We start from the raw sequence: 23,891 nt of genomic DNA on the forward strand, positions 1-23,891 counted from the left end.
AGGGTCGCCTTTTCTTTGGTGACTTTCTTTTGGCGAAGCAAAAGAAAGTTACTGCCCTGTCGGGGGCACATCCCGACGCAGTCTCACGCAGTGAGAAGAAGCCTCCGCGGGAATGACCGCCCGTCAGGCCGCCGGAAAAGCCGAAGCAGGCTCAGCAGAAGCACCGATGTTCCCAAGCTCCACGATGACCGCATGCGCGCAAGCCAAAGCATTCAGCGCACTCTCCATGCGACCGCCCTCAGCCACCGGCCCCTGCGAGCGCAAGTGCTCCTGCAACCACTCCAACTGTGCCGCGATGAACGCAAACTCTTCCATGCTGGTCATCACCCGCCCCTTTGCTTCAAGTCAACGCTGCGTGCGCTTGCGAGCAGCAGCACCGAGCGCACCCAGGCCCAGCAGCAGCATCGGCAGTGCGGCAGGCAACGGCACCACGGTCGGCGCTGCCGCGATCAGGCTGCCTGCATAGGAGGCCGGCGGGTTCAACAACAAACCACGTACGTGCAGGGTGTAATCGCCTGCCGTCAACCCGCTCGCGGGCGTGACCGACACGGTGGTGGTGAACGGGCCGATCATGGTCACGTTTTGCCAGCCCATCGCCACCACACCGGCCGCGTTGAGCAGGTTGACCTGGATGTTGTCGATGCCGAAGGTGCCGGCAAACGAAAACGATGCCACCAGGCTTGTCAGGTTGGCGTTGTCGCCGAGGGTGAAGGTCCAGCGGTCGCGAAAGTTGTAGAGCGGCGCGACGATCGTGCCCGCCGAGAGGTTGGTGCCCGTCGAGTTGGAAAACGCGATGGCCGCAGGCGCGTTGATCGCGCCCAGGTTGCTCACGTAGTCGGCATGCGCGGCGCCGCTGGCCGTCATGCAGGCGAGCCAGACCAGGTTGCGAAGGTGGCGTGTTGTCATGTTGTTTCCCTGAATGCGCAAACGGACGGCGTTGATGTGATGCCCGATGGTGCTTGGGCCGCGTGTCAGCATGCCATCGCGTCGCCGACGCAGAAATGATCCGACCGGGCCGGCCCCATCGCGCAGGCGGAAGCCTGGACTCGGCTCAGTGAATCCCTATCACCCTGTAAAAAACACGCGGATCACCCGGCAGCCCCAGGTCGTAAGCGCCATAACCCGTCACCCGCAGCTGCCCCACGGTGCGAAACGGGCCGATGCGCGTGCTCGCGGCTTGCAACAGGTAGCGGCCCGGGCGCAGCAAGTGCGTCTGCAGCAGCTGCTGCCGGCCCTTGCGCGCGAAGCGCACGCCACCGAACGGCCGCGCCAGCGGATCGCCGATGAACACACCCTGCCCCGGCATGCGCACACTTTTCCAGTAGGCCTCGATCAGCGTTTCACCGCCCAGGTAGCGGCCCATCACCACCGCCACGTCGGGAAACTTGGCGACGTAGTTGCAGGGCTCGACGGTGTTGCCATAGCTGCCGGTCGCACCAGCGGCCAGCCACTCCAGCGCGCTGGTTTGCGGGCTGTCGGTGAGCATGCCGCCGAGCGAGGTAAGGTGGTCGGCCACGGCGCCGTCGAGGAAGCGGTTGCCGCGCAGGCCCTTCACGTGCTGCACGCCGGTGAAGAGAAACATCACGTCGGCCTTGTCTTCCAGCATGTCGGCGTCGACCTGCTGCACACGGTAGCCGCCGATCAGCTTGCGGCGCGCCGGCGCGTAGGTTGCGGCGCGCACGTTGCGCCGCTTGTCGGTGGTGTTGAGCAGGTAGCCGGTGCCGGCGGGCCACTGGTTGTCGGAGCGCAAACCGCGGTCGATCAGCGCCTTCACGTCGGCCACGTTGTGCCCCGCGAGCAGCATTGACGGGCGCAGGCCGTGGTCTTGGTAGGGCGCGTTGCTGGCGCTGTCGAAATAGGGCGATGACTTGGTCACCTGGCAGCCGCTGGCGCAGTAAGCCAGGTTGTGGCCGAACGCAAACGCGCTCGTCACCGACATGCAGTCGACGCGGTACGGCAGCGTCCACGCCAGCGCATACGCCTGCACTTGCAGTGGCACCGTGTCGCGCAGCACACGCTGCACACGCTCGAAGTCGGCCAGCGCCATCACCGCCTGGCCGGGCGGAAAGCTCACGCGAATGACGTGCTCAGGCGCGATGCCGCGCCGGCTGGCGTAGTACTCGCCGGTCTCCACGCTTGCCGGGTCGGCTTCGTTGATGACCACCGCCAGGTCTTGCGTGCGCAGGCCGATGGGCAGCAGGCTGATCTGCGGTGGCGCGTCTTGCGCCTGGGCCGTGCCCACGAGGGCCAGCAGCCCCAGTGCCCACCACCAACTCACTGGCTGCCCGACATCCAGCGGCGGTACCACGGGCGTTGGGTCGACACACTTTTTTCCCTCTCGCGCGCCTGGCTCATCACGCTGCCGATCAGGTTGAACGGCGCGAGCAGGTCGGCCATGCTTTCCATGTCTTGCATCGAGGTGGTGTGCTCCTCGATCACCACCAGGGTGGTGTCGGCCTGCGGCAAGAAGGCCAGCGCATCGGCGGTGTCGAGCAGCGGGGGCAGGTCGACGATGATGTAGCGGTCGCGGTAGCGTTGTTTCATCTCCTGGATCAGCTGCTGCGCGGCCTTGGTGGCCAGCAGCTCCGATGAGTTCAGCACCGCCTCTTGGCCTGCCGGCAGCACCACGAAGCGTGGCACGCCGGGGTTGACCAGCAGCTCGGGGATGGGCACGCCTTGTGTCAGGTGGTCGCTCAGGCCGCGCGCACCGCCGAGGCCGAACATCGTCTGCAGGCCCTGGCCGCTGAGGTCGGCATCGACCAGCAGCACCGCCGAGTCGTAATCGGCAGCCATGGTCAGCGCGAGGTTCACCGCCGTCAACGACTTGCCTTCGATGCGGCGCGGGCTCGTCACCGCGAGCAGCGTGTGGCCGTCGGCGCGCATGCGTTGCAGCACCTGATTGCGCAACATCTTGAACGACTCGGCCAGCGGGGAGCGGTCATTCTTCACCACGCCGTGGGTGGCCTGCAGGCGCAACAAGGCGTCGGCCACCACCTTGGTGCTGGAGTACTCGATGTGCAGCGGCTCGCTGCGCGCCTCGCTCTCGCCGGGTGGCGGCGCGGGCTTCACGACGTGCACCTTGGCGGCGCTGTGGGGAGTCGGCTCGTTCATACCGGCATCGCCTTCGTTGAGTAACTTCATGTTGGGCATTCGGTAGCGGTCTTTCACGCGACAAGGCGCCGCAGGATCGAATACCAGGCCACGTCGATCGGCATGTAGAAAAAGTGCAGGCTCGCCACCGCGACGCCGATGGCGACGAGCACTCCCAAGGCCAGCAGCTTGCGAAGCCGCGAACGCTGCCGCACGAGCAGCGGGCTCGCGATGACAGGCAGCACCGCCAGCACCGGCGCCTGCAGCACGCGCATCACGTCGCGCGGGCTGTGCACCGTCTGGTCGATTGCCTCGCGCAACAGTGCCACACCCACACCGCCCGCGACCGCCAGCACCAGGCCCAGCATCACGATCAGCATGCGGTTGGGCCGATAAGGTTTTTCGGGGAATATCGGCGGCTCGATCAGTGTGAAACGTTCGGCCTTGCGGCCACGCTCCAGCTGCTCGGCGACCTGGGCCTGCATCTGCTTGTCGCGCAGCTCACGAAAGCGCGCGCGCGAGCTTTCCATGTCGCGCACCAGCTCCAGGTACTCACGCTCGACCTCGGGGGTCTGGCTCACACGCATGTCGAACAAGGCCAGCTTCGCGCGCATCTCGTCGCGCTCGGTGCGCAAAGACTGCACCTGCGCAACGGTCGACTCGATCTGCGACTTGAGGTTGATGTAGACCGGGTTGTCGGGCTTGCGGGCGCGCTTGGTGTCGGCCACGGGCAGCGCTTCGAGCGCACCCAGGGCGCGCCTGGCCTTGGCCACATCGGGGTGCTCGTCGGCGTATTTCTGGCGCAGCAGTGACAGCTGCGCCTGCAGCTCCAGGCGGCGTGCCTCGCGGTCGGTGGCGTCGCCGTCTTGCCCGGTCTCGGCTTGCAGCACGGCGATCTCGCGGCGCAGCCGTTTCACGTCGGGGTGGTCTTCGCTGAAGGTGCCGATCAAGGTGGTGAGTTGCAGCTGCAGCGACTTGAGGCGGTCGTCGGGTTCGAGCAGGGTGCCACCCGCACCCGAAATGGGCTGGTTGGGCTTGGTATCGGCCAGCTGCGTCTGCAGCGACAGCGTGCGTTCGTTGAGGAACACGATCTCGCGCTCCAGCCGCTGGATGTCGCTGTTGGCGCGCTCGCTGCCCACCTGGTTGGAGAGGTTCAGCTCCGGCAGGCGGCCCTGGTTGCGCGCCTTGAAGAGCGACAGCTTCTGCTCCACCTCGGAGATGTGCTCGCTCACGCGGCTCAGCTCTTCGTCGAGGAACGAGGTGGTCTCGGCCGCCTTCTGCTGGCGGTTCTTCACGTTCTCATTCAGGTACAGCGTGGTCAGTTCGTTGGCGATCTTCTGCGCGGCGGCGGCACTTTCGCTGTCATACGACAGGCTGAAGGCAATGGTCGACTTCACCGGCGAACCGGTGCGCCGGTCGGTCACCTCGGCACTGATCGGCGTGAGCTTGATGTCGCGCCGCATGCGATCGAGGATTTCTTCGCTCGTCTCACGCTGGCGTGCCTTGCCATACAGGCCGTAGCGGTCGACCAGGTCGAGCAGGGTCGAGCGTGTCATCACCTGCTGGCTGATCACCTGGATGCGCTCGTCGGCAAAGCTCGTGACGGTGGAGCGCACAAACTCCTGCGGGATCTCCTGCTCCTTGATCAGGATGGTGGCGGTGGAGCGGTAGACCGGCGGCAGCGCCACCGCGATCACCGCCGCCACCGCGAACAGCACGGCAAACACCAGGGCGATGAGCCCACGGCGTCGGCGCAGCATGCCGATGTGGTCGCGCATCGTCTTGCCCTGTGCGGCCATCGGCTCGGCTGCGGCGTAAAGATCCTGGGAGATGGCTGACATGGTGGGTCGGGCTGTGGAGGGCGGTTTCAAATGGATCTCAGCGCGCTGCGTCGTAGCGCGGCCAGTCGTACTGCAGCGACAGGCTCACGCTGTTGGCACGCGCACCCTGGCCGGGCACCACGCCGTCGGCGCGGCTGAACTGGTAGCCCCCCTGCACGCTCAGGTCGGGTGCGAGTTGGCGGGTGAATGACAGCGAAAAATTCTGCTGGGCCGGGCGCACGTTGCTGCCTTCGAGGCTCTCGTAGGTCGAGCGCGACTGCGAGTAGCTGACCGACGCCTTGAGCAACTCAGAGAAGCTGTGGCTGGCGCTCGCGCGCAAGGTGTCGCTGCGCACCACCACACCCGCGCCGCTCGGCGCCTGCTGCCTTGCGGCACTGAACGACAGGTCGGTGCGTTCGTCGAACTGGTAGCGCTGCGACAGGTTGAACTGCAGCCCTCGGCCCGTGGTGTAGACCCGTTCTGTGACCAACTCGGGCCGCACGCCGAGTTCACAAAACGACGGTTCCAGCGGGCACACCAGGCGCGAGCGAAGGCCCACTGTGCGGGTGCGGTAGCTGCCCAGGCTCAGCGACAGGCTGTTGCGCTCGGACCAGGTGTGCGAGAAACCCAGGCTGATCTGGTCTGTGGTGGAGCGGCTGGTGTCGGCCTCGGTGCGGTACTTGGAGTGGCTCGCGTTCAGGCTCACCGTCGTGAGCTCGGTCCAGCGGTACGACAGGCCGGTCGACAATTCGTCGTTGCGAAAGTCCACCGCCTGCGGTGGCGGCAGGCCGTAGGCCGTGCGGTCCAGCGTGGTCGCAAGGTCCACGCTCACACGCTCGGTCAGGGAGCGCGACCACGCGCCCGACAGCGTTTTGGTGCGCCGCCGCCCGCGGGCCACGGTGACGTCGACGCCCTCGACCGCGCTGTTGAAATCCTGCAGGTACTGCGCACTGAGTCTGAAGCTGTTCAAGGGGTCGGCCAGGGTCTGTGACAGCCCGAGCCGGCCGTCGACCCGGTCTTGCTCACCCGGCCCCCACTGGCGCACCGAACTCGCGAGCACATCGAGGCGCGTGGCCGAGCGTTCCGTCTTGCGTGAAGCGGCGAGCGCGCTCGAGAAGGAGAGCGTGTTCATGGTGCCCGGAGAACTGGGCACGAGTGCCGCGTTGTCATTCGATTCATAACGTGTTGCCAAGCTGTTTTCGATCAACCACTGTTCGGCACGCGAGGCCTGCGGCACCGTGCCCAGCGCCAAGGCGCCAAGCGGGAGCCACCAGCCACGCCCGCGCCGGCCGGCCTTCGCCAACGGGTTCACGGGACCAGCAGCACGTCTCCGCTTTTCAGCGTGATGTTCTGCGACAGGTCGCCGCCCTTGCGAACGCGGGAGTACTCGAACGGAATGGAAACCGGTTTGCCGTCGACCTTGCGGATGATCTGGATGCCGTCTTCCGAGGCAAACGGCGTCATGCCGCCGGCAATGCTGAGCGCTTGCAGCACGTCGATGTGGCGGCCGACCTGAAAGTCGCCCGGCTTGTTGACGCGGCCCAGCACATAGATGCGGTAGCTCGACACACGCACCACCGACACCGTGACCACCGGCTCGGGGATGAATTTCGACAGGCGCTTGACCAGCTCTTCGCGCACCTGCACCGCCGTCTTGCCGGCCACGATGACGTCGCCGGCGAGCGGGAACGAGATGCCCCCATCGGGGCGCACCAGCGAGGCCGTCTTGAGCGTGTCGTCGCGCCAGACCGAGATCTCCAGCGCGTCTTCCGGCCCGATCACGTAGGCCGGGTCGGCGATGGCAGTCACGGCTTCAGGGCTGGCGGCGACTGCTGCCACCCCAGGCTCATCACCTTCCGTCGGCATCGACGGGAAGCGAAAGCTGGAGCAGGCAGTGGCGAGCAGGCTGAGGCTGAGCGTCGCGGCGAGCAGGCTCACGCGCGGGACGAACTTCAGTGCACACAAGGTGGTCATTGGGTGGGTGTCACCTGTTGGTCGAAGGGGAGAACCGCTCGGCGTCGGCCTTGTCGCGGTACTCCTGAACGAGGTTGAACATCTGCACGTCACCCAGCCCGAGAACGGGGTCGCGCTGCTTCATCACGTCGGAGACGCTCTTGTTGCGATAACGCTCGAGCAGCTCGCCGCTCAAGCGCACCAGGCGCTCGTTCTTCGCGCTGCATTCGCCGACCTGCGCCACCTGGGCGTCGTGCCGGCGCTGCAGCTGTGACTGCTGCTCGTCGCGTTGTTTGGTGTTGAGCTGGGCTGCGGCCAGCGCTGCTTCGTTGCTGGTCTTTTGCTCGGCCAGCTGCTTTTCGAGAGAGGCCACCGTGGCGGCCAGTTCGGCGCGCGCGGCCTCCGAGGCCTTCAGGCTCTCCAGCGCCTTGGGCAAGGCGCCCTTGAGGCGGGCCACCTGCTGCGTCTGCTCGCGCAGCTGTTTGTCGAGCACGCTCTTGTCGCCTTCGATCTTGGCCTTGGCGGCCTCGGCCTCCTCGGCCTTCTGCTGCAGCTGCTGCATTTGCAGCTGCGCGCGGCGTGCGGCCTTCTTGGCGTCGTCACCCGATTGGGCCATGACAGCCAGCGACGCGCCGCCCAAGGCCATGGCCATCGCGGCGATCGAGAGACGGTGCAGTGTGCGGTTCATGCGGCGGGCTCCTCAAAAACGCACGTTCAGGTCAAGCTGGATCACGTCGATCGCCAGTGGCGGGCCGGAGATGGCGTCGCCGCTGAAATAGCGCAGCGACACCGCGGCGTTCTTGCCGACGCCGTAGCTGCCACCGAGGATGTAGCCCTTGGCATCGGTGCCACCGAGGCGAAAGTCGGCGTCGGTGTAGGCGTCGAGCACCGCGTCGCGCTCGAGTCGCTTGTAGGCGAAGTAGACCTGCCAGTCGCGGGCGCTCTTGACCTCGGCGGTGCCATAGGCGGCACGCAGCTGGTAGCCGGTCGTCTCGGGCTCCACGTCGAGTCCGACACGCTCGCTCACGGCGGCCCGGTCGAAGCCGACGTTGCGCACGAAGTCGCCGGTCAACACCACGCGCTTGCCGACACCCGCAGCAAAGTCGAGCTGGGTGGTGAGGTTGACGAGGTGGTAATCGGAAGCGAGGCCGAGCAGGGGCCGCAGCGGGTCGGAAGAGATGTTGTGCAGCGTGTTGCCCTTTTGCAGGAAGGGCGCCGAGGTGTAGTCCTTCTCGGTCGAATTGGGCGCATTCACCTCGCCCACGATGTTGGCGTAGTGGTAGTAGCCAAGGCCGACCTTCAGGCCCAGGCCTTCGGCTGAAGCCGGCAGCGTGGCGCCGACCTGCAGGCCGTACAGCCACTTGTCCTTGTTCGAGTACTCCACCTCTTGCAGCGGCATGGCCGCCAACGTCACGAAGCCTTGCAGGCTCGGCGTGAAGGTGGGCGACCACTGCAGGCTCATGCCGTCAAAACTCAGGTCGTTCGCCCAAACCAGGTCGGTGCCGAACCAGGGGTTGCCGAACCGGCCCAACACCGCGTTGACATCGCCTCGGCTCGCGCGGATGTAGGCGCGGTCGAATGCAGCGGTGAAGCGGTTGCCGTAGTTGCCCAGGGTCTGGTTCGATGAAATCGGGTTGGTGGTGTTGCCGGTGGTCAGGCGAATGCCGGCCGACCAATGCTCGTCGAGCTTGGCGTTGAGGCCGGCGCGTGCGCGCACACGAAAGCGCCGACGATCGTCGGTGGTGTTGAGCTGCGTCAGGGCACGGGTGCGGTTGGTCTCGTTCCAGTCGACGGCGAACGCGTTGTCGGCGGCGTAGTTGTCGAACTGGTAACGCGTGCGCACGTCACCCTCCCACGACAGGCCACGCACCCAGGCGGGCACGCTGCCGGCCTTGGCCCAGCCTTCGCGCGCGGCCTGTGCGGCCAGGTCGAGCTGCACCTCGTCTTTCAGCTCCTTGCGCATGAAGTCGGGCATGTAGGGCACACGCACCGGCGCCGGTGTGGCCGAGGGTTTGTTCATCTCGGCGAGCAAGGCGTCGGCCTTCTCGCGGTTGAGCACGCCCTGCTCCACCAGCTGGTTGATCAGCTTGATGGTGGTGGCACGCACTTGCTCAGCATCGGCTTCGGGTGCAGCTGTGGACGGTGCAGCCCACAAGGCCAGGGCAAGCACGACGGTCAGGCGAAAGGGAGTGGGGTTCATGGAGGCAGGCAGTGCAATGGACTGGCGATGGGAGGCGATCAAGAGCGGTTGCTCAAGCGCAGCTGGATGGGCCGCATGGAGCTCGGCGGAACGTCTTTCAACGGGCTCATCTCCAGCAAGGTGACCTGGATCAGGTCATCGACCTGCAGGTTGCCGGAGCCGTTGACGATGTCGGCCTTTTGCACCCGGCCGTCGTCGCCGACCCAGACCCTGACGACCACGCGGAACTCGTCCTTGAGCACCTTGCGGTTGCGCGTGAGGGCTTCGAAAAACTGACGTTGCAGCAGGCCGGAGTAGTACGCACCGCTGCCGCCGCCGGTGGTCAGCAGGTCACGCCCGCTGCGGGTGGCGCCGAGCCCGAAGCCGTCGGAGCCCGCGGCGCCATCGGCATCGACCTTCAGCTGCTCACCGGCCGGGGGCTTCTCGTCGGCCGGCTTGGGCTCATCGGGCTTCGGCTCGTCTTTCGGCTCGTCGATCTTGACCTCTTCCTTGACCTTGGGCGGCTCGGGCACTTTTTCCGGCGGCTTGGGCGGCGGCGGCTGAGGCGGCTGCTTGATCAACGCCACCTGTTGCACACCGCGCGGCTTGGTGGCCGGCGTGGCGAGGTACTGCATCAGCCACAGCGCGCCACCGACCATCACCCCCACGCCCACGGCCCACAAGGCGAGCGTCTTGACCCAGCCGCGGCGGCTCACCTGCTCGTCGTCTTGGTACATGGTTCGAGCCCCGGTCGCGGCGCAGCGCCGTTACTTCACCAGGCGCTGGGTGACCAGGCCAAGCTGGGTGATGTCGAGGCGGCCCATCAGGTCGAGCACGTCGACCACTTTTTCGTAGTGCACCTTGGCGTCGCCCTTGATCACCACCGGGAAGCTCGGGTTCACCGCCTTCATCTGGCGCAGGCGGTCTTCGAGCTCTTGCATGGTGACCGGGTAGGTGTCGAGAAACATCTGCCCGTCGTCGCGGATGGTGATGGCCTTGGTCTGCGGCTTGGCCAGGCTGGGTGCAGCGCTCGCCTTGGGCAGGTTGACCTTGATGCCCTGCACCGAGGCCGTGGTCATGATGATGAAGATCACCAGCAGCACGTAGGCCAGGTCGAGCATCGGCGTGACGTTGATGTCGTCATACGCCTTGTTGGCGCCCTGAACTTTCATGCTGTGGCTCCCATCGACCTCTTAGACCGAGTGGTTCTCGGCGATGCGAGTGACCAGCTCGTCGATGAACACCTGCATGTCCGAAGTCAGCTCGGAGATCTTGCTGGTCAGGTAGTTGTAGCCGAAGAGGGCCGGAATGGCGACCGCCAGGCCCGCCACCGTGGCCACCAGCGCGGCGGCGATGCCGGGCGCGATGGCGTTGACGTTCACGTCGCCGGCCGCTGCAATGGCGGCGAAGGTGATCATCACGCCGACCACCGTGCCGAGCAGGCCGAGGAAGGGGCCGCCGGCAATGCAGATGGTCAACAACACCATCATCGAGTTGAGACCCTGCAGCTCGCGCACCAGGCGTGCATCGACCGTGGCGCGGATGGCGTTGATCGACGCATCGGTCAGCACCATCTCGCGGCCGGCCTTGGCGTAAGCCTCGAAGCGATGGCGCAGCTCTTCAGCGCCCGACGCGTAGAGCCGGTACAGCGACGAATAACGGTACTTGGTGGGCTCGCGCTTTTCATCGCTGGTGGCGATGCTCGCGAACATCTGGTCGAACTGCGACTTGAAGCGGTCGTTGTCGCGCTTGGCAGCCTGCACAGAAATCGTCTTGGCGAACATCACGTAGACGCTCAGCACAAACATCACCGCCAGGATGCCGATGACGATCCAGCCGTCGAGCGTCACCGCGCTCAGAAGAATCTTCATGTACGAGGCGCTCTCGGCCTCGCTCACCTCGGCCGGGCTGTACACCACCAGTTTCTGGTCCTGGCCCTGCGACAGCGCAGCGAGCTTGATCCAGTCGGCGCCGCGCTCGGTGGTGGACACCTGCAGCTCGTCGATCTCGCCCTTGAAGCCCTTGCCGACCACGGCCGCGTTGCCCAGCTCGGGCACGGCACCGGCCGCCCGGGCCACTTCGCGTCCGTCGAGGTAGACGGCCAGACCGCCCTTGACGGTGATCGCCACGTGTTGCCAGGTGCCGGGGGTGATCAGTGCCGTCGACGTGGCTGCAAGCGTGCCCGATTCGGCCACCAGCTTGCCGCCGCGCAAGGAGACTCGCAGCGCGTTGGCGCTGTCGGTCTGTGCGTAGATCTGTGCGTCGGACGCGTCGGCGGGCTTGAGCCACATCGACACCGTGAAGCCGTTGGCACCCGCTTTCAGCGACGGTGTGCTCGGCAAGGCCAGCTCGCCGTTGCCATCAAAACTCAGGCCTCCGCCGATCAAACCGGAGCCACTCACCTTGGCGCTGGAGCGCAAGGCGTTGTTGGCATTGGCCGTCACGTCTTGCGGCGCGGCTTCACGCTCGCCAAAGTGATAGACCAGGCCTTGGGTCGCGTCGTAGCTGCCCTTGGCGTCTTCGGCCGGTGCGGCATTGGGGTTGCCGTAGTACAGCCAGATGAAATCGGCCTTGTTGCCGGCGGCGAGCTTGGGCACCTGCACCCACACCAGCGCGAGCTCGTTCAGGCCATCGAACTTTTCGACGTGGTGCTTGAGCGGTGTCTTGTCGTCGGCAGCGATGAAGCGCAGGTCACTGCCATCGGGCTTGGCCTCGACAAACGCAAAGTTGCCGGTGTGCAACCGCACCAGCACCGGCACCGTGTCGACCGCCGTCGTGGTGGCCGCGCCATCGGTCGCCGTGTTCAGGCCGAGCTTGGTGCGCTGCTTCCAATCGGCGTTCCACGCGGCATTCGAAACACCAGACGCCAGCAGGCAGACCAGCACGAGAGCAAAAGCGGCAAGTTTTTTCATGACCGGCAGGCAGAACCACCTTCAAGGGACAGCCGGTGAGATTAGCCAGGCTTTATTTCAGGGTCGTGAATCGGGCAAGGCTCTGTTCACCCCCCGCATGTGGGGTGATGGTGTCGATCAAGCGGCGCGCGGCCGCAGCCATGTGGAAGTGCTGCTCGTAACAGCCGGCCGCACGCAGCTTCATCGCGCTGCGTTGTGCGTCCGACAACTTCAGCCAGCGTTGCAGGCTGTCCACCGTGCCGGCGATGGTGTCGCTGGCGGCAAAACCTGCGTCGCCTTCGACGATCTCGCGCCAGATGTTGACCTTGTCGGAGATCAGCACCGGCACGCCCATCGCCAGCGCCTCCACCACGGCGATGCCGAAGTTCTCTTGGTGCGAGGGCAGTGCGAAGACCTCGGCCGCTTTCAGGGCCGACCACTTGGTGCTGCCGCTGAGCATGCCCGTCCAGGTGATGCGGTGCGCCACGCCGAGTTTCGCCGCGAGCGCTTCGAGCCCGGCGCGCACGCCCGAGCGGTCGTCGGGGCCGGCCATCACCAAGTGAAGGTGGGGATCGTGGTCGGCCACCTGGGCAAAGGCTTCGATCAGCAGGTCGCCACCCTTCTTCGGGTGCAGGCGGCTCATGAAGAGCACGATGCGCTTACCCTGGGTCTGCGGCCAGGCGTCGGTGAATTCTTCAGCGCGGCCCAACAGCGACGGGTCGCCCAAAGCCACGCCATAACCCACCACCGCAGGCTTGGCGCGATAAAGCCAGAACGATTGCGCGGCGAGACGAGCTTCTTCTCCCGCGGTGAACAGCACCGCCGCCGCATCACGCAACACGCGGTAGTCGGCCCAGGGCCAGTACAACCACTTCTTCAAGTGCTTGAGCGGGTAGTGACGCTTGAACCACGGGTCGAGCATGCCGTGCGGGTAGATGAAGTAAGGCACCGGCCCGCCACGCAGCGCGCGGTGCACCGCCAGGCTGTGAAACTGCCACAGGCCGTGCACCACCACCGCGTCGTAGAGCGGCGCGTTGTCACGCAGCCAGGGGACCAGCTGCTTGCTGTGGCCATACAGGCCGGCCGCCGGCCCGAGCGCATGCGTGGTGGCCGGGAAGCTGCGCACAAAGTCGGCATCGGGTGCATCGAGTGTCAGCACCTCTTCGTCATGACCCATCGCGCGCGTGGCCAGCACCGACTGGCGCAGCCCCTCGGCCATGCCGCCCGAGGCCGGGTCGACCGAGCGGATGACATTGAGCAGGCGCATGCGCCGGCCCGCCCGCATGGCAGTGTTTGGGTATGCGGCCGGCGTCATTTGGCGAAGCAGTCCTTCTCTTGCTCCTTACAGTTTTTCTCGCCGAAGCCGAGCACTTCCACCGTCAGGATGTTGGGCTTTTGCACGCCTGTCGCGGTGGCCGCTCGCGCCGCCTCGGCGGCGTTCTTGGCGGCGTCCTGTGCCGCCTTGGCGCCGCTGTCGGAGGCAGCTCCGCTGGTGGCGAGGGACGAGGCGATGCTGCCGCTGGCCACCACCGGCACGCCTTGCGAGCTGCCGCTCGACGAGATGTTGCTGGCGTTCAGCACCGTCTGCGCATTCAGCACGATGTTGCCGCTGGAGCGGATGCCGGCCTCACCAGCGTCGATGGCCCCGGCGGGGGCGAACAGGAACACGTCACCGGCCTTCGGTGTCGCCAAGGGTCCGAGGCCATCGGGATCGGAGCTGAGGGTCTGGATACCGCTGCCGGCAGCGCTGGTCGGGAGCGAGACCTTCACGCCCACCTGCACCTGCGTTTCGACTCCGTCGATGACCACCGTCTCGAACAACGGAGTTCGAACCGGCGGAGGCGTCGACAACGAAGTCTTGGCCCCACGCCCGGCGTCGATGCTGCCTTGCGACGAGAACAGCAAGATGTCGCCGCCCTGCGCCGTGAGCACCTTGCCCAGGTTGATGTTGAAGTCGCCTGACGACACGCCGCGAATGGCACCGCCAGCCGTGGTGAGCACGCCCACCGTCGTGCCGACCGGCAGCGACGTAAGGCCGACCACGATGTTGCCGCCCGGGGCCCACAGGTCGATGTCGCTGCCGCCATAGGTCTGGATCGACGTCTGGAAGCTGGCGATGTTGCCGCCCTTCACGTCTTCGGGCCGCGCCACCTCGGCGATCACTTGGGCCAGCGCATTCGAGAACACGATCGGCGTCACCCCGGTCGGGATCGCACCCTCGCCTCGCCGCTGCACATAGTCGGCAAACACGCGCGGGTAGCGCTGCTCCAGCGCCACATACGCGCTGTAGATGCTGCCCCCGGGGCCGGCCGCCAGCGCGGCCAGCGAGCCCGCGGCGCTGAGCTTGGCCACATCGGCCTCGGTGTTGAGCAGGCGGTACAGGTTGACCGCCGCCGCGCTGTCGGCGGTGGGGCCCAGTGGCAGCGCCTGCGTGCTCAAAGCCGCCTTGTAGGCCGAGAAAGCACGAGGCGCCGATTGATCGAGCCCCACGAAGCGGGCATACGCCGGGTCGCTCTGCGCAAGTGCCGCGATGTTGCCTGCCGCCAGCACGCGGGCCGCATCGGGCTCGGTGCCGAGTTGGCGGTACAGGTCGATGATGTCGGCCGACGCCTTGTTGAGCGCGATGATCTCGGTGTAGGCCGCATCCATGTTCGGCAGATCGATGTTGCCATTGACACCGGCCACGAGGGTGACGCGGGCACTTTTGTCGGAACGCAGTTGCGTATTAGCGGCGTTCCCTGTGGCGACCAATCCACCTAAAGAGCCTGAGCCTCCAGCCACAGTCGATGTACCCAGGTCGATGTTGCGGCCGGCCTGCAGCAGCAGGCGGCCGGGTCCGCGAATTTCGAGCGAGGCCGGCGATCTGAAGTCGCCAGTGTCCGCTCGCAGTTCGGAAACATCATCGGAGTCAAGGTTTTGCAGATTCAACGCCAAGCCGACGATGTCGGTGCCTGCACGCAATCGGCTGGCGGCTGTGAGCGTCGCATCAGTTCCGTGGATACCGCCCTCCAACGCCTGAAGATCAAATGCAAACCGACCGCGGGTGTCACGCGAAACAATACGCTCTTGATTCGGTACTGAGCGATCGGGCCTCAAATCTTCGCCGGATCGGCGTTGCGTGACAGCCGAAGCGAAGCCTGTAGTGGGCGTGACAATGGACGCCGGATCTCGATCCGACCCGTACAGGCCAATGTCAAACAGCGACTTGCCGGCCAGCATCGCGACGGTGGCGGTACGAGACGGGAATGTCGTCAACACCACAGCCGGCGCGCCTACGATGTTTCCATCGAGCGCAACGAACGAGAGATTGGCAGGAAACGCAGCGGGCAGACTGGTATCGATGGAAGTGATCAGCACATCGGTGGGGCTGTTGGGGAACACCCGCCACGAGTCAGCCAGTACACCCTTGTAAGAGAGATCACCCCCCTTGGCCAACGCACCCGCGCGGCTGTCCGACGAATAGGTGAAAAAAGTGGTGGGCGTCGAGGTCGAGAAACTCGGCCCGGTCGGTCGATCTAATGCGCCAGAGGTGCTGCGAAGGAGCAGGGCGGTCGGATTGCTGACACTCTGCAGCGCAACCGAACCACCGGCCACCAGATCGATATTTGCTCCTTGGGGCACCGCGCCACTGCTCACGCCCATGATGTACAGCTGCGTCGGCCGAGTCTTGCCGATGTCACCAGCAGCTTCGACCAGACCAGATCCGCGCGCCACCAGAAACGAGCTTCCGGTCACATCCTGGCCGGCGCGAACATTCAGATTGCCGCCACCTTGCACGTCGACCAAGCGAACCCCGTTCTCCAGGTAGGTGCGGCCAGTCGTCGGCAGCATTGCGGCCAGATTGCTGACGTTTCGGCCTGCCGAGATCGCCATGTCACCCCCGCCGAGCGTACCCACCCCTTGCTGGAAGCGCGGCCGGTAACTCCACCAGTCGGTGCGATAAAAAGGGTTCTGAGCCGCCGACAAGCGTGGCCGCCTGTACCAATCGGTGATCCACAGTTCGCCGCTGGCGCTGTCGGCACCGGCCACGTCGCCACCGGCGTGCATCGAGATCCCCCCGCCGTCCACAGCCCACCGGTTGTTCCCGTTGGGTTCAGTGTCTCGCGCCCCGATGCGCCCGGCCGTGTAGATAGTGGCCGCCACGTCGTCGATGCGGATGTCACGCGCCGCCGCCAGGTCGATGCGGCCGGTGCCGGTGCGCAGCTTGGCGTTGGCGCCGGTGAGCAGCAGAGAGCCGCTCTCGGCAGGCAGTGGCTCAGGCCTGAGCACGGCCAGCGGGTTGGCCGATGTGAGGTCGGCACCTGCCGCCAGGCGCAGGCCCCAGGTGTCGCCGGCCAGGATGTTGTCGTTCGGCGAGCCGAGCGCCTGGCTCACGGTCAGGTTGCCGGCCGCACGCACGCTGAGCGTGCCGGGTTTGCCTTGAGCCAGCCAGTTTTCGTTGGTCAGGTCCCAGGCCGTGTCGATCAACAGGTCGCCCTGGCTTCGCACTTCGGTCGCGCCCAACACGCGCGCACCGCTGATCAACCCGGTTTCGTCGCGCAGCGCGCCGGTCACCGCCGCGGTGTCGGCCGCCGCCACGAAGGCGGCATGGTCGGACCCCAGCGTGTCGATGTCGACGCTGCCGGCCACGTTGTAGACCCGGGTGGCCTCCACATCGACTGAAGCCTGGTTGCTGCCGGTGCCACGCCGCACCGTGCCTTGCAGGTTCGTCGCCCCCATCACGTTAGTGCCGTCGCGGTTCACACCAAAGATCACCGAGCCTGCGGGCCCGGCCTCACCGGCGCGCACGTCGATCTCGGCGCCGCTGGCAAACGCGAGCGTGCCGCTGCGGGTGGCCACACGCACCTCGCCGCCGCGTGCACCCGCGTTGCTGCCGTTGGCGACGATGCGGCTGCCATCGGCGAGCGTGATGCCGGTGTCGGCAAACAGGTTCACCTGTGCACCACCCTGGGCGGCACCCCTGCCCACCGTTCCGGCCACGTCGATGCGCCCGGCGTCGGCGCTCAGCGTCACGCGGCGCGCGTCCACGTGGTCGCCTGCGGCCACGGCGATGTCGCCGCTGCGCAAGCGAAGCTGGCGCTCTTCGGCAAAACCACCTGCGTTCAAGCCACTGTTGAGCGCACTGAAACTGGCGCCTGCCAGCGAGCCCAAATCCAGCTCAACCGAGCCGGAGCGCGCACCCGTGCCGGCGCGCCCGACAAGTTCGCCAGCCAGCGCCAAAGCGCTGCCACGCACCGCCACACGACCGGCTGCACCACCTTGCGCCGCGGCCGACACATCGACCTTGGCGCCGGATTGCACAGCCACTTCACCCGCCGTGGCGTTGAGCGACACGCTGCCACCGTCGGCAGTGACCACCGTTCCATTGAAATCCTTGGCCTGGCCGCGTGCATCGAGCAGCGCGCCGCTGGCCAGCACCAGCCCGTCGCCAGCAGCCGACCCAAGCGCGTTGACGTTGATCTGGCCCGAACGGGCCTGCACCGTGGTGGCGATGTTCACGCTGCGACCTTGCAGCGTGAGCCGCCCGCCTAGCTCGGTCTCGCCGTCTGCAACGGGCGGGGCAGGCACAGCGGAGCCAGCCAACGTGAGCGTGGCATGCACCGGTGCACCGACCACGCTGGTGTCGGACGCGCTGATGGTTTGGTTCGAGCCGCCCGCTGCGAGCACGCGCGGTGATTGCAGCGTCAAGTTGGCCGCGGCGTTGAAAGCGCCCTTGCCTTCGCTCACCAGGGTGTCGGTGGCCGTCAGGCGCACCGTGGCAAAACCGTCGACGGCCTTGCTGCCGGCACCCAGCACCAGGCGCTCGGCCTGCACGTCGAGGTTGCCCTGGCCGAATGCCGCGCTGTGGCTTGCACCGCTGTTGTTGGCCAACTCCACGGTCTTCGCGGTAATCGTCGACTGGGCCGACTGACCATTGCCGGTGGAGCGGCCGTGCAGCAAGGGCGTGTCGAGCACCAGGCTCTTGAGGTCGGCGGAGCCGAGCGTGGCGTTGCCAATCAGATCAATGGCTCCGTAACCACGCAGCACGAGTTCATCGAGACCGCGGTAGGCCGCGAGGTCGGTGTTGGAGAGCACCAGCCCCGTCAGCGGGGCGGGTGATTGGGTGGTGTCGCCCAGGTTCACCTGCACCGACGACAGGCTGAGCGAGCCGCCGGCGCCCTGCGCCGCGCCCGCGCGCAGCGTGCCGCGCGATTCGGTGGAGCTTGTGGCATCGATCAGCACCGATTGGCTGGCGCTCAAGCTGGCGCCTTCGGCAATGCGCACGTCGCCAGCTTCGGCCACGGCGGTGCCGCGGTCGAGTCGCGTCTGCGCGCCGCTGCTCAAGCGCACCAGTGCACCCGACGCGCCGGTGGTGATAACTTCAGGCGAGCCCGTGCCGACAGTGCCGGTGGCAGCCAGCACACTGCCCGCGCGGATGTCGATGCTGTCGCTGGCGGCCAGGGTGAGCTCGGGCAGGCTGACTGCCCCGGCGCTGCTGTTGGCCACCACCACCTGACTGTCGGCCAGGCTGGTGATGCGCACGCCGTTGTCGGTGCTGCTGCGTTTGCCACCGAGCAAGACATTGCCACCCAGGTTGGACAAGGCCGCACCTTCGATCTGCAAGAAATCAGTCGGCACCGTGGTGTTGCCCACGCGGTCGACGACGGCAATGCGCTGTGCACTGATGTCGATCTCGGCGATGCGGCCCGCTGCCCTGGCGGGCGAGGTGGCGGCTGCAGTTTCGAATTCACCATTCAGCGCCAGGCTGGAGACGTTTTCGATCAACAGGCGGCCGGCATCCCACGGGGCGGGCGGCGCGGCCTTGCGATCGAGCGCGGCAGCTTCGGCCAACACGTTGGCGCCGGTGAGGTTGTAGTCGGAGGCCCGTCGCACGGCGGCGGCACCCGGGCGCACGACCACACCCACACTTTGTGACTCTTGAATGCCGGTGCCGCGCGCGCTGCGGTGGCCGGCGAGCACCACCTGGCCGTTGAGCAGGGCTGTGTTCTGGCCGGGCGCCAGGTTGCGGTAGGCCGCGCCGGTCTGCAGCTCCACCAGGTAGGCATCGGCCAGCAAGGCGTAGCGGGCCGGTAGCAGCACATATTCGCCCGCAGGCACGGCACCGCCTGCGCCGATGCGAATGCTGTCGTACAGCGCGCCGTCGCGCCCGTTGCCGACGGAGAAGCCGAAGCCCGGGTCCTTGACCGCCAGGGTGTCCAGGTCGTAGGGCATGGCCGCCAGGTTGGCGGCCGGGATGATGGCGTAGGTGTTGGCGGCCAGCGTGATGTCTCTGTCGCCGCCATTGCCGGCCACGAACTCCACGCCGAGGATGTCGCCGCCGCCACGCAGGTCGACGGTGGCGCCGGCCTGCTGGGTCACGCTGGGCGCGCTCAGCGTGATCTGCTTGTCGGTGAGCTGCGTCGTCGGGAAGCCGTTTTGCCCCGCCACGATCGCATCGCCATAGAGCACTGTGAGCCCGTCGCCCGACACCGAGGTGAGGCTGCCGGTCGCCAGCTCGAGCGAGCTGCCGGCCAACAGATTGATCTCGCCATTGGGAGCCTTCACGGTGCCGGCCTGGCGGATGGTGTCGGCCTCAAAGCTCAGTGTGCCGCCCGCCGAATAGGCGCGCCCCGGCGTGTGGCCGTTGCTGGTGATGTCGATGCGGCCACCCGCGGTCAGCGTGCTGCTGGGGTTGTCGCCAGTGAGCACGTCTTTCACGGCGAAGGTGTATTGCGTGCGGGTGGCCGGGTAGACCTGCGGCGCCACGAGTTCGATATTGCCGGCGCTGGTGAGGCCACCAATCTGCTCTGCAGCACTCCCTGCGGTGATGGCGCGACCCACCAGGCGGATGTCACTGTCGCTTTCGATGCGGGCGCTCTGGGTGCCGTTGATGGTGAGGCCGCCATACAGATCCACCGCACCGGCCTTCACGCTCAGCTCGCCGGTGCCGGCGCGTGTGGCGAGCACCGGGGTCGCTGTGCCGTCCTTGATAACGTAGTTGGGGGCGTCGTTGAGCGGCACGTCCTCGCGCGCACTCAGCGACTGGCCGAGCGCCACGCTCGCGCCTTCCAGGTGCACCTGGACCCCGTTGGCCAGGTCGATCAGCGGCGCATCCAGGCGCACGCCCCGCTCGAAGGACAGGTTCGACGAACCCTGGAATTCAATCCGGTTCTCCGACATCAGCCGGAGCTTGTCAAAGCCGCCCTCGGCGAGTGCCGCCACATTCACCTTGGCATCGACCAGCCCCTCGACGGCTTCGACACTTTGCCCGGCCGGCGTGACCACGATGCGCCGCTCCAGAGGCCGCACCGGTTGGCCATCGGGTTGCATCAGCTCCAATGCAAAACTGCCACCCGCCGCAGCGGGCGAACCACCGTGGCCCAGCAGCGTGCCGTCGATCACGGTGGCACCTTGCGATTTGAGGGTAAGCGCGCCCGCGTGGCCTTCGAGCGTCTGTTGCGTGGTGCCGGGTGTGCGCCCGCCGGTGACCACATCGACAGTCTGGGTGAGGCCGCTCACGTCGAGGCGCGCGCCCTCGTCGATCAACAGCCCGGCGCGCCTGGCGTCGACCGTGATGGCGCCGCCCTGAAGCAGCGTGCCCTGCACCAGACCACGCTCGTTGGGCGTGGGCACAAAGGTGCCGGCCACCGATATGTCGGCCGTGGCGCCGATGTGCAGGTCGGTGGCGGTCAGCGCCGCGGGGCCATTCAGCGTCAACCCGATCCTGCCGCCCGGTGCCGTGAGACGGCCATGGATGTTCAAGCCATCGGTGCCCGACAAGGTGATCGCACCCCGGGGGTCGGTCTCGATCGACGCGCCCTGGTTCAGGGTGAGTACACCGGCGCCAGCCGGCCCGCCGCCCTTGGCGTTGAGCTCCACCGATGCGGCGGCGCGTTGCGCGTCGGGCAGGCGCTGCACGCTCGCGATGGCGGAGATATCACCGCCGGTGGCCAGCTGCCGTGCAGCGGCCGTGTCGAGCACCAGGTTCTTCTGCTCCACCTTGACCGCCGTGCCGGCGGCGATGTCGATGCCGTTCACCGTCTCGACGTTGACCTTGGAAAAACCATGGTCTGCAAACAGACCCGCCTCGAGCCGGGTGGTGGCCTGCGGCACCACGCCGGTCGCCCCGTCGGCCACGATGGTGGCGCGTGCCATCTTCAGGCTCAGCTCGCCGCCGTTGCCGATGGCAAAGCCACGCAGATCGGCCTGTAGCCAATCGGGGTTGACCTGGTTGTCGGCACCATTGGTGATCGACAGCTTGCCACCGTTGCCGCCGGTCACACGCTGGTTGCTGGCGATGGACGCACCGCCGCTCACGTCGAGTACCGAGCCGCTCTCCAGCCGCGTCTGGTCCAAGCCGCTTGCAACCGACAGGGTGATGCTGCCGCCGTCGATCGCACGGGTCGTGCTGCCATCGGCATTGCGGCGCCCCGAGGGCGTGGGTGTGCCGACAAACGAGCCGTCGGCATCGGCGTTGTTGATCCAGTCCCCGGCGGTGGAGAGCGTGGCGCCCGAGCGCACGATCACACGCTCGACGTTGGGCGCCGTGAGATCGGGCGAGATCGATGCACCAAACTCTCTGTCCACCGCCGCCAGCAGCAAGCTGCCGCTGGGCAGGCGGATGTCGCCTGCGATGTCGGTCTGCCGCGAGCGCAGCACCAGCGAGGCGCCACCCCCGTCGGCGTTGATGGCTACGTCGGCTGGCAGCACGATGCGGCCGTTCGAGTTGAGTTCCACCGTGCCGAAGCCGGTTTCGGTGCGCCCGTTTGCCGTCTGCACGGCCGCGCCAAACACCTGTGACGCGCCCAGCGTGAACGAGTCGCGCTGCGCGGCGGTGAGCGGTGTTTCGGAAAGGAAGCCCGCGCCCAGTGTGTCGGAAGCCTGCTGCTGAAAGGTGATGTTGCCAATGCGCTGGCCATCGACCAGCCTGTTGGGCACGGCCGACTCCACCTGGCCGATCTGCAAGGTGGCGCCACGCGGTGCAGTGGCCATCTGGCGCGCGCCCACGGTCACGCCGCCCTTGAGGGTGCCGTCGAGCACCAGCCCGGCCTTCGAGGTGATGGTCACCAGCCCGCCGGCCTTGCCCTCCACATGGGCGGCCTGGTAGCTGCCCACCGTGCCGAGCGGGTTGGCGATGTTGGTGGTCTGGCCCCAGCGCGTGTCGACACGCTGGTAGTTGTCGAGCAGCTGCGTGTAGCGAAGCTGCTCGGGCGCGGTGGCGATGTCGTAAAGCTTGCCGTCGCTGCCGAGCAGGCGCGAGGTGTTGACCGTGCCGCCGTTGTAGCGGTAGCCGCCGCCCGATGCGTCGATCAGCGCGCCGCTGCGCTGAACCACCGAGCCGGTCGAGCTGATGTTGAGCTCGCCGCCCATCGCAGCCTTTTCGGCCACCGTGCGCGCCACCAGGCCGCGGTAGCCGGTGAGTTCGAGAATGTTGTTGTCTTGCCGCAGGTCGACCGTGACCACGGCACCGCGCAAGACGCCGGTCTTCTGGTCGGGCGAGTTTTTCAGCTCGTTCGAGGTGACGCGGAAGGTCTGCAGGTTCTTGCCGAAGTCCACGTTGGCCCAGGCCCCGGCCACGCTGGTCTCGCTGCCCGCACCCAAGTAGACGCGCGCGTTGTCGGGTTCGGTGAGGCTGCTGGCGGTGAGCTTGATCAGGCCGCCGGGCACGCGCACGGTGCCGTGGTTTTCGATGGTGCGCCCGGCCACGTCGATCACACCGCGGTTGGGCAGGTAGGCCTGGCTGTCGGGCGCGGTGGTGGTATCAGCCGCGTCGGGCGTCACCTCGGTCACGCTGCCCGCCTTGAAGTCGACCCTGCCCGACTGGGCCTGGTCCTTGGTATGCGCCTTGAGGTAGATCGAGCCATTGGCCTGCAGCGCCGTCTTGGCCGAAACGCGGCCCTCCTGGTTGACGGCCAACGCGGCCAACGTCACGTTGCCACGGTCGGCGCTGATGTTGCCGCTGTTGCGGATCAGGCTGGTCAGGTTGAGCCCCGGACCGTCGGGCGAGGCTTCGACCTCGACCACGTAACCGCGCAGCGTGATGTCGTTCTCGTCGGGGTTGATCGACAGGTACGCCTTGCTGCCGGCCGCCAATATCACCTGGCCATCGGGCGCCTGGATGACGCCGCCCTGGTTGTCGATGCGGGGCGCAAAGATCATGATCGACCCGCCAGGGTTGGCCTGCAGCACCGGGGCGCCATGGCCGTTCGCGTCGGGGCCGTGGATCACGACGTCGCCAGTGCGCTGGCCGCCGAGGGGAATCTGAAGGGTGGTTCCGTTGGCCAGATCGGGGTCGGGGTTGTAGCCGCCCTCGAATGCGGGCGAGGCCAATGCCCCGGAACTGAGCGCTCCCGACAGAAAACGCTCGTTGGAAAGATTCAACGTTGACGCCACCAGAGAGGTGTTCACCTGCGCACCACGGCCGAAGACGATGCCGTTCTGGTTGATCAGGATGATCTGCCCGCCGCGCGAACCCGCCGTCGCGCCTTCGCTGCGCAAGACGCCCTGTATCAAACTGGGGTTGGCGTCGAAGATGCGATTCAGCGTGGAGGCCGCAGCGCCCGTGTGGTGGCGAAACAGCACTTCGGCATCGCTGCCAATGTCGAACGAACGCCAGTTGATGATGGCGCGCGGCGTGGTCTGGTCAATGGTCAACTGAGACCGCGCCGCGCCGGGCACCGACGACGTGATGATCGCGTTCCCGCTGTTGGCCACCACGCCCCGCAGCACGGGTAAGGTGCCCGGCGCGATCACCCGCTGCGCCAGCGCGTCGTGCGGCAACGCGAAGCTGATGAGGCCCAGGCTTGCCAGCACCAACAGGCTGCAACTGCTCTGGTGCCAGGCTTCGCTGCGGACGGGGGACGCACGGCGTGCGCGGGCGGGGCGTTTGTTCTTCATGGGAGGGCGGAGCCAGGCAGGTTGAAACCGCGGGTTCGTGACTCGCAGCTTGACGAAGCATTCTCGGAACGACGTATGACA

General features: G+C 66.8%; 14 protein-coding genes. All 14 read right to left on the bottom strand.

Annotated elements, in window-relative coordinates:
• Positions 1 to 123: 123 nt before the first annotated feature.
• Positions 124 to 324: a hypothetical protein gene (locus RMO40_RS07445; protein ID WP_309718477.1), complete on the bottom strand. Its 201-nt coding sequence runs from the start codon at positions 322 to 324 to the stop codon at positions 124 to 126.
• A 21-nt stretch (positions 325 to 345) separates the two neighbouring features.
• Positions 346 to 906, bottom strand: a complete 561-nt coding sequence (locus RMO40_RS07450) for an FxDxF family PEP-CTERM protein (RefSeq protein ID WP_309718480.1) — start codon at positions 904 to 906, stop codon at positions 346 to 348.
• Between the two features lie 145 nt (positions 907 to 1,051).
• On the bottom strand, positions 1,052 to 2,278 hold the full coding sequence (locus RMO40_RS07455; protein ID WP_309718483.1) for a TIGR03790 family protein: 1,227 nt from the start codon (positions 2,276 to 2,278) through the stop codon (positions 1,052 to 1,054).
• On the bottom strand, positions 2,275 to 3,141 hold the full coding sequence (locus tag RMO40_RS07460) for an AAA family ATPase (protein WP_309718486.1): 867 nt from the start codon (positions 3,139 to 3,141) through the stop codon (positions 2,275 to 2,277). Before RMO40_RS07460 ends, RMO40_RS07455 begins: the two co-directional genes overlap by 4 nt.
• 23 nt (positions 3,142 to 3,164) lie before the next feature.
• Complete coding sequence (locus RMO40_RS07465) at positions 3,165 to 4,931, bottom strand: GNVR domain-containing protein (protein ID WP_309718488.1); 1,767 nt, start codon at positions 4,929 to 4,931, stop codon at positions 3,165 to 3,167.
• A 37-nt stretch (positions 4,932 to 4,968) separates the two neighbouring features.
• The gene (locus RMO40_RS07470) at positions 4,969 to 6,222 is read right to left on the bottom strand and encodes a hypothetical protein (RefSeq protein ID WP_309718491.1); all 1,254 of its coding nucleotides are present in this window, start codon (positions 6,220 to 6,222) and stop codon (positions 4,969 to 4,971) included.
• Positions 6,219 to 6,884, bottom strand: coding sequence for a polysaccharide biosynthesis/export family protein (locus RMO40_RS07475; protein WP_309718492.1), 666 nt, complete (start codon positions 6,882 to 6,884; stop codon positions 6,219 to 6,221). Before RMO40_RS07475 ends, RMO40_RS07470 begins: the two co-directional genes overlap by 4 nt.
• Before the next feature lie 10 nt (positions 6,885 to 6,894).
• Complete coding sequence (locus tag RMO40_RS07480) at positions 6,895 to 7,551, bottom strand: hypothetical protein (RefSeq protein WP_309718496.1); 657 nt, start codon at positions 7,549 to 7,551, stop codon at positions 6,895 to 6,897.
• Between the two features lie 12 nt (positions 7,552 to 7,563).
• On the bottom strand, positions 7,564 to 9,063 hold the full coding sequence (locus RMO40_RS07485) for a putative porin (protein ID WP_309718500.1): 1,500 nt from the start codon (positions 9,061 to 9,063) through the stop codon (positions 7,564 to 7,566).
• 38 nt (positions 9,064 to 9,101) lie between these two features.
• Entirely contained in the window at positions 9,102 to 9,779 is a 678-nt protein-coding gene (locus RMO40_RS07490) for a TonB C-terminal domain-containing protein (protein ID WP_309718503.1), read from the bottom strand.
• Between the two features lie 30 nt (positions 9,780 to 9,809).
• Positions 9,810 to 10,214: a biopolymer transporter ExbD gene (locus tag RMO40_RS07495; RefSeq protein WP_309718506.1), complete on the bottom strand. Its 405-nt coding sequence runs from the start codon at positions 10,212 to 10,214 to the stop codon at positions 9,810 to 9,812.
• A gap of 21 nt (positions 10,215 to 10,235) precedes the next feature.
• Positions 10,236 to 11,954: a DUF2341 domain-containing protein gene (locus RMO40_RS07500; protein WP_309718508.1), complete on the bottom strand. Its 1,719-nt coding sequence runs from the start codon at positions 11,952 to 11,954 to the stop codon at positions 10,236 to 10,238.
• A 52-nt stretch (positions 11,955 to 12,006) separates the two neighbouring features.
• Positions 12,007 to 13,200, bottom strand: coding sequence for a glycosyltransferase (locus tag RMO40_RS07505; protein ID WP_309718511.1), 1,194 nt, complete (start codon positions 13,198 to 13,200; stop codon positions 12,007 to 12,009).
• 44 nt (positions 13,201 to 13,244) lie between these two features.
• Complete coding sequence (locus tag RMO40_RS07510; protein WP_309718514.1) at positions 13,245 to 23,810, bottom strand: filamentous hemagglutinin family protein; 10,566 nt, start codon at positions 23,808 to 23,810, stop codon at positions 13,245 to 13,247.
• Between the last annotated feature and the right edge of the window lie 81 nt (positions 23,811 to 23,891).

It is taken from the genome of Rhizobacter sp., assembly GCF_031412075.1.
Classification (GTDB): Bacteria; Pseudomonadota; Gammaproteobacteria; order Burkholderiales; family Burkholderiaceae_C; genus Rhizobacter.

Excerpts from the sequence above, each read along its gene's own strand:
- RMO40_RS07445 (WP_309718477.1), bottom strand. The coding sequence starts at position 324 with ATGACCAGCATGGAAGAGTTTGCGTTCATCGCGGCACAGTTGGAGTGG.
- RMO40_RS07450 (WP_309718480.1), bottom strand. The coding sequence starts at position 906 with ATGACAACACGCCACCTTCGCAACCTGGTCTGGCTCGCCTGCATGACG.
- RMO40_RS07460 (WP_309718486.1), bottom strand. The coding sequence starts at position 3,141 with ATGAAGTTACTCAACGAAGGCGATGCCGGTATGAACGAGCCGACTCCC.
- RMO40_RS07465 (WP_309718488.1), bottom strand. The coding sequence starts at position 4,931 with ATGTCAGCCATCTCCCAGGATCTTTACGCCGCAGCCGAGCCGATGGCC.
- RMO40_RS07475 (WP_309718492.1), bottom strand. The coding sequence starts at position 6,884 with ATGACCACCTTGTGTGCACTGAAGTTCGTCCCGCGCGTGAGCCTGCTC.
- RMO40_RS07480 (WP_309718496.1), bottom strand. The coding sequence starts at position 7,551 with ATGAACCGCACACTGCACCGTCTCTCGATCGCCGCGATGGCCATGGCC.
- RMO40_RS07485 (WP_309718500.1), bottom strand. The coding sequence starts at position 9,063 with ATGAACCCCACTCCCTTTCGCCTGACCGTCGTGCTTGCCCTGGCCTTG.
- RMO40_RS07490 (WP_309718503.1), bottom strand. The coding sequence starts at position 9,779 with ATGTACCAAGACGACGAGCAGGTGAGCCGCCGCGGCTGGGTCAAGACG.
- RMO40_RS07495 (WP_309718506.1), bottom strand. The coding sequence starts at position 10,214 with ATGAAAGTTCAGGGCGCCAACAAGGCGTATGACGACATCAACGTCACG.
- RMO40_RS07500 (WP_309718508.1), bottom strand. The coding sequence starts at position 11,954 with ATGAAAAAACTTGCCGCTTTTGCTCTCGTGCTGGTCTGCCTGCTGGCG.
- RMO40_RS07505 (WP_309718511.1), bottom strand. The coding sequence starts at position 13,200 with ATGCGCCTGCTCAATGTCATCCGCTCGGTCGACCCGGCCTCGGGCGGC.
- RMO40_RS07510 (WP_309718514.1), bottom strand. The coding sequence starts at position 23,810 with ATGAAGAACAAACGCCCCGCCCGCGCACGCCGTGCGTCCCCCGTCCGC.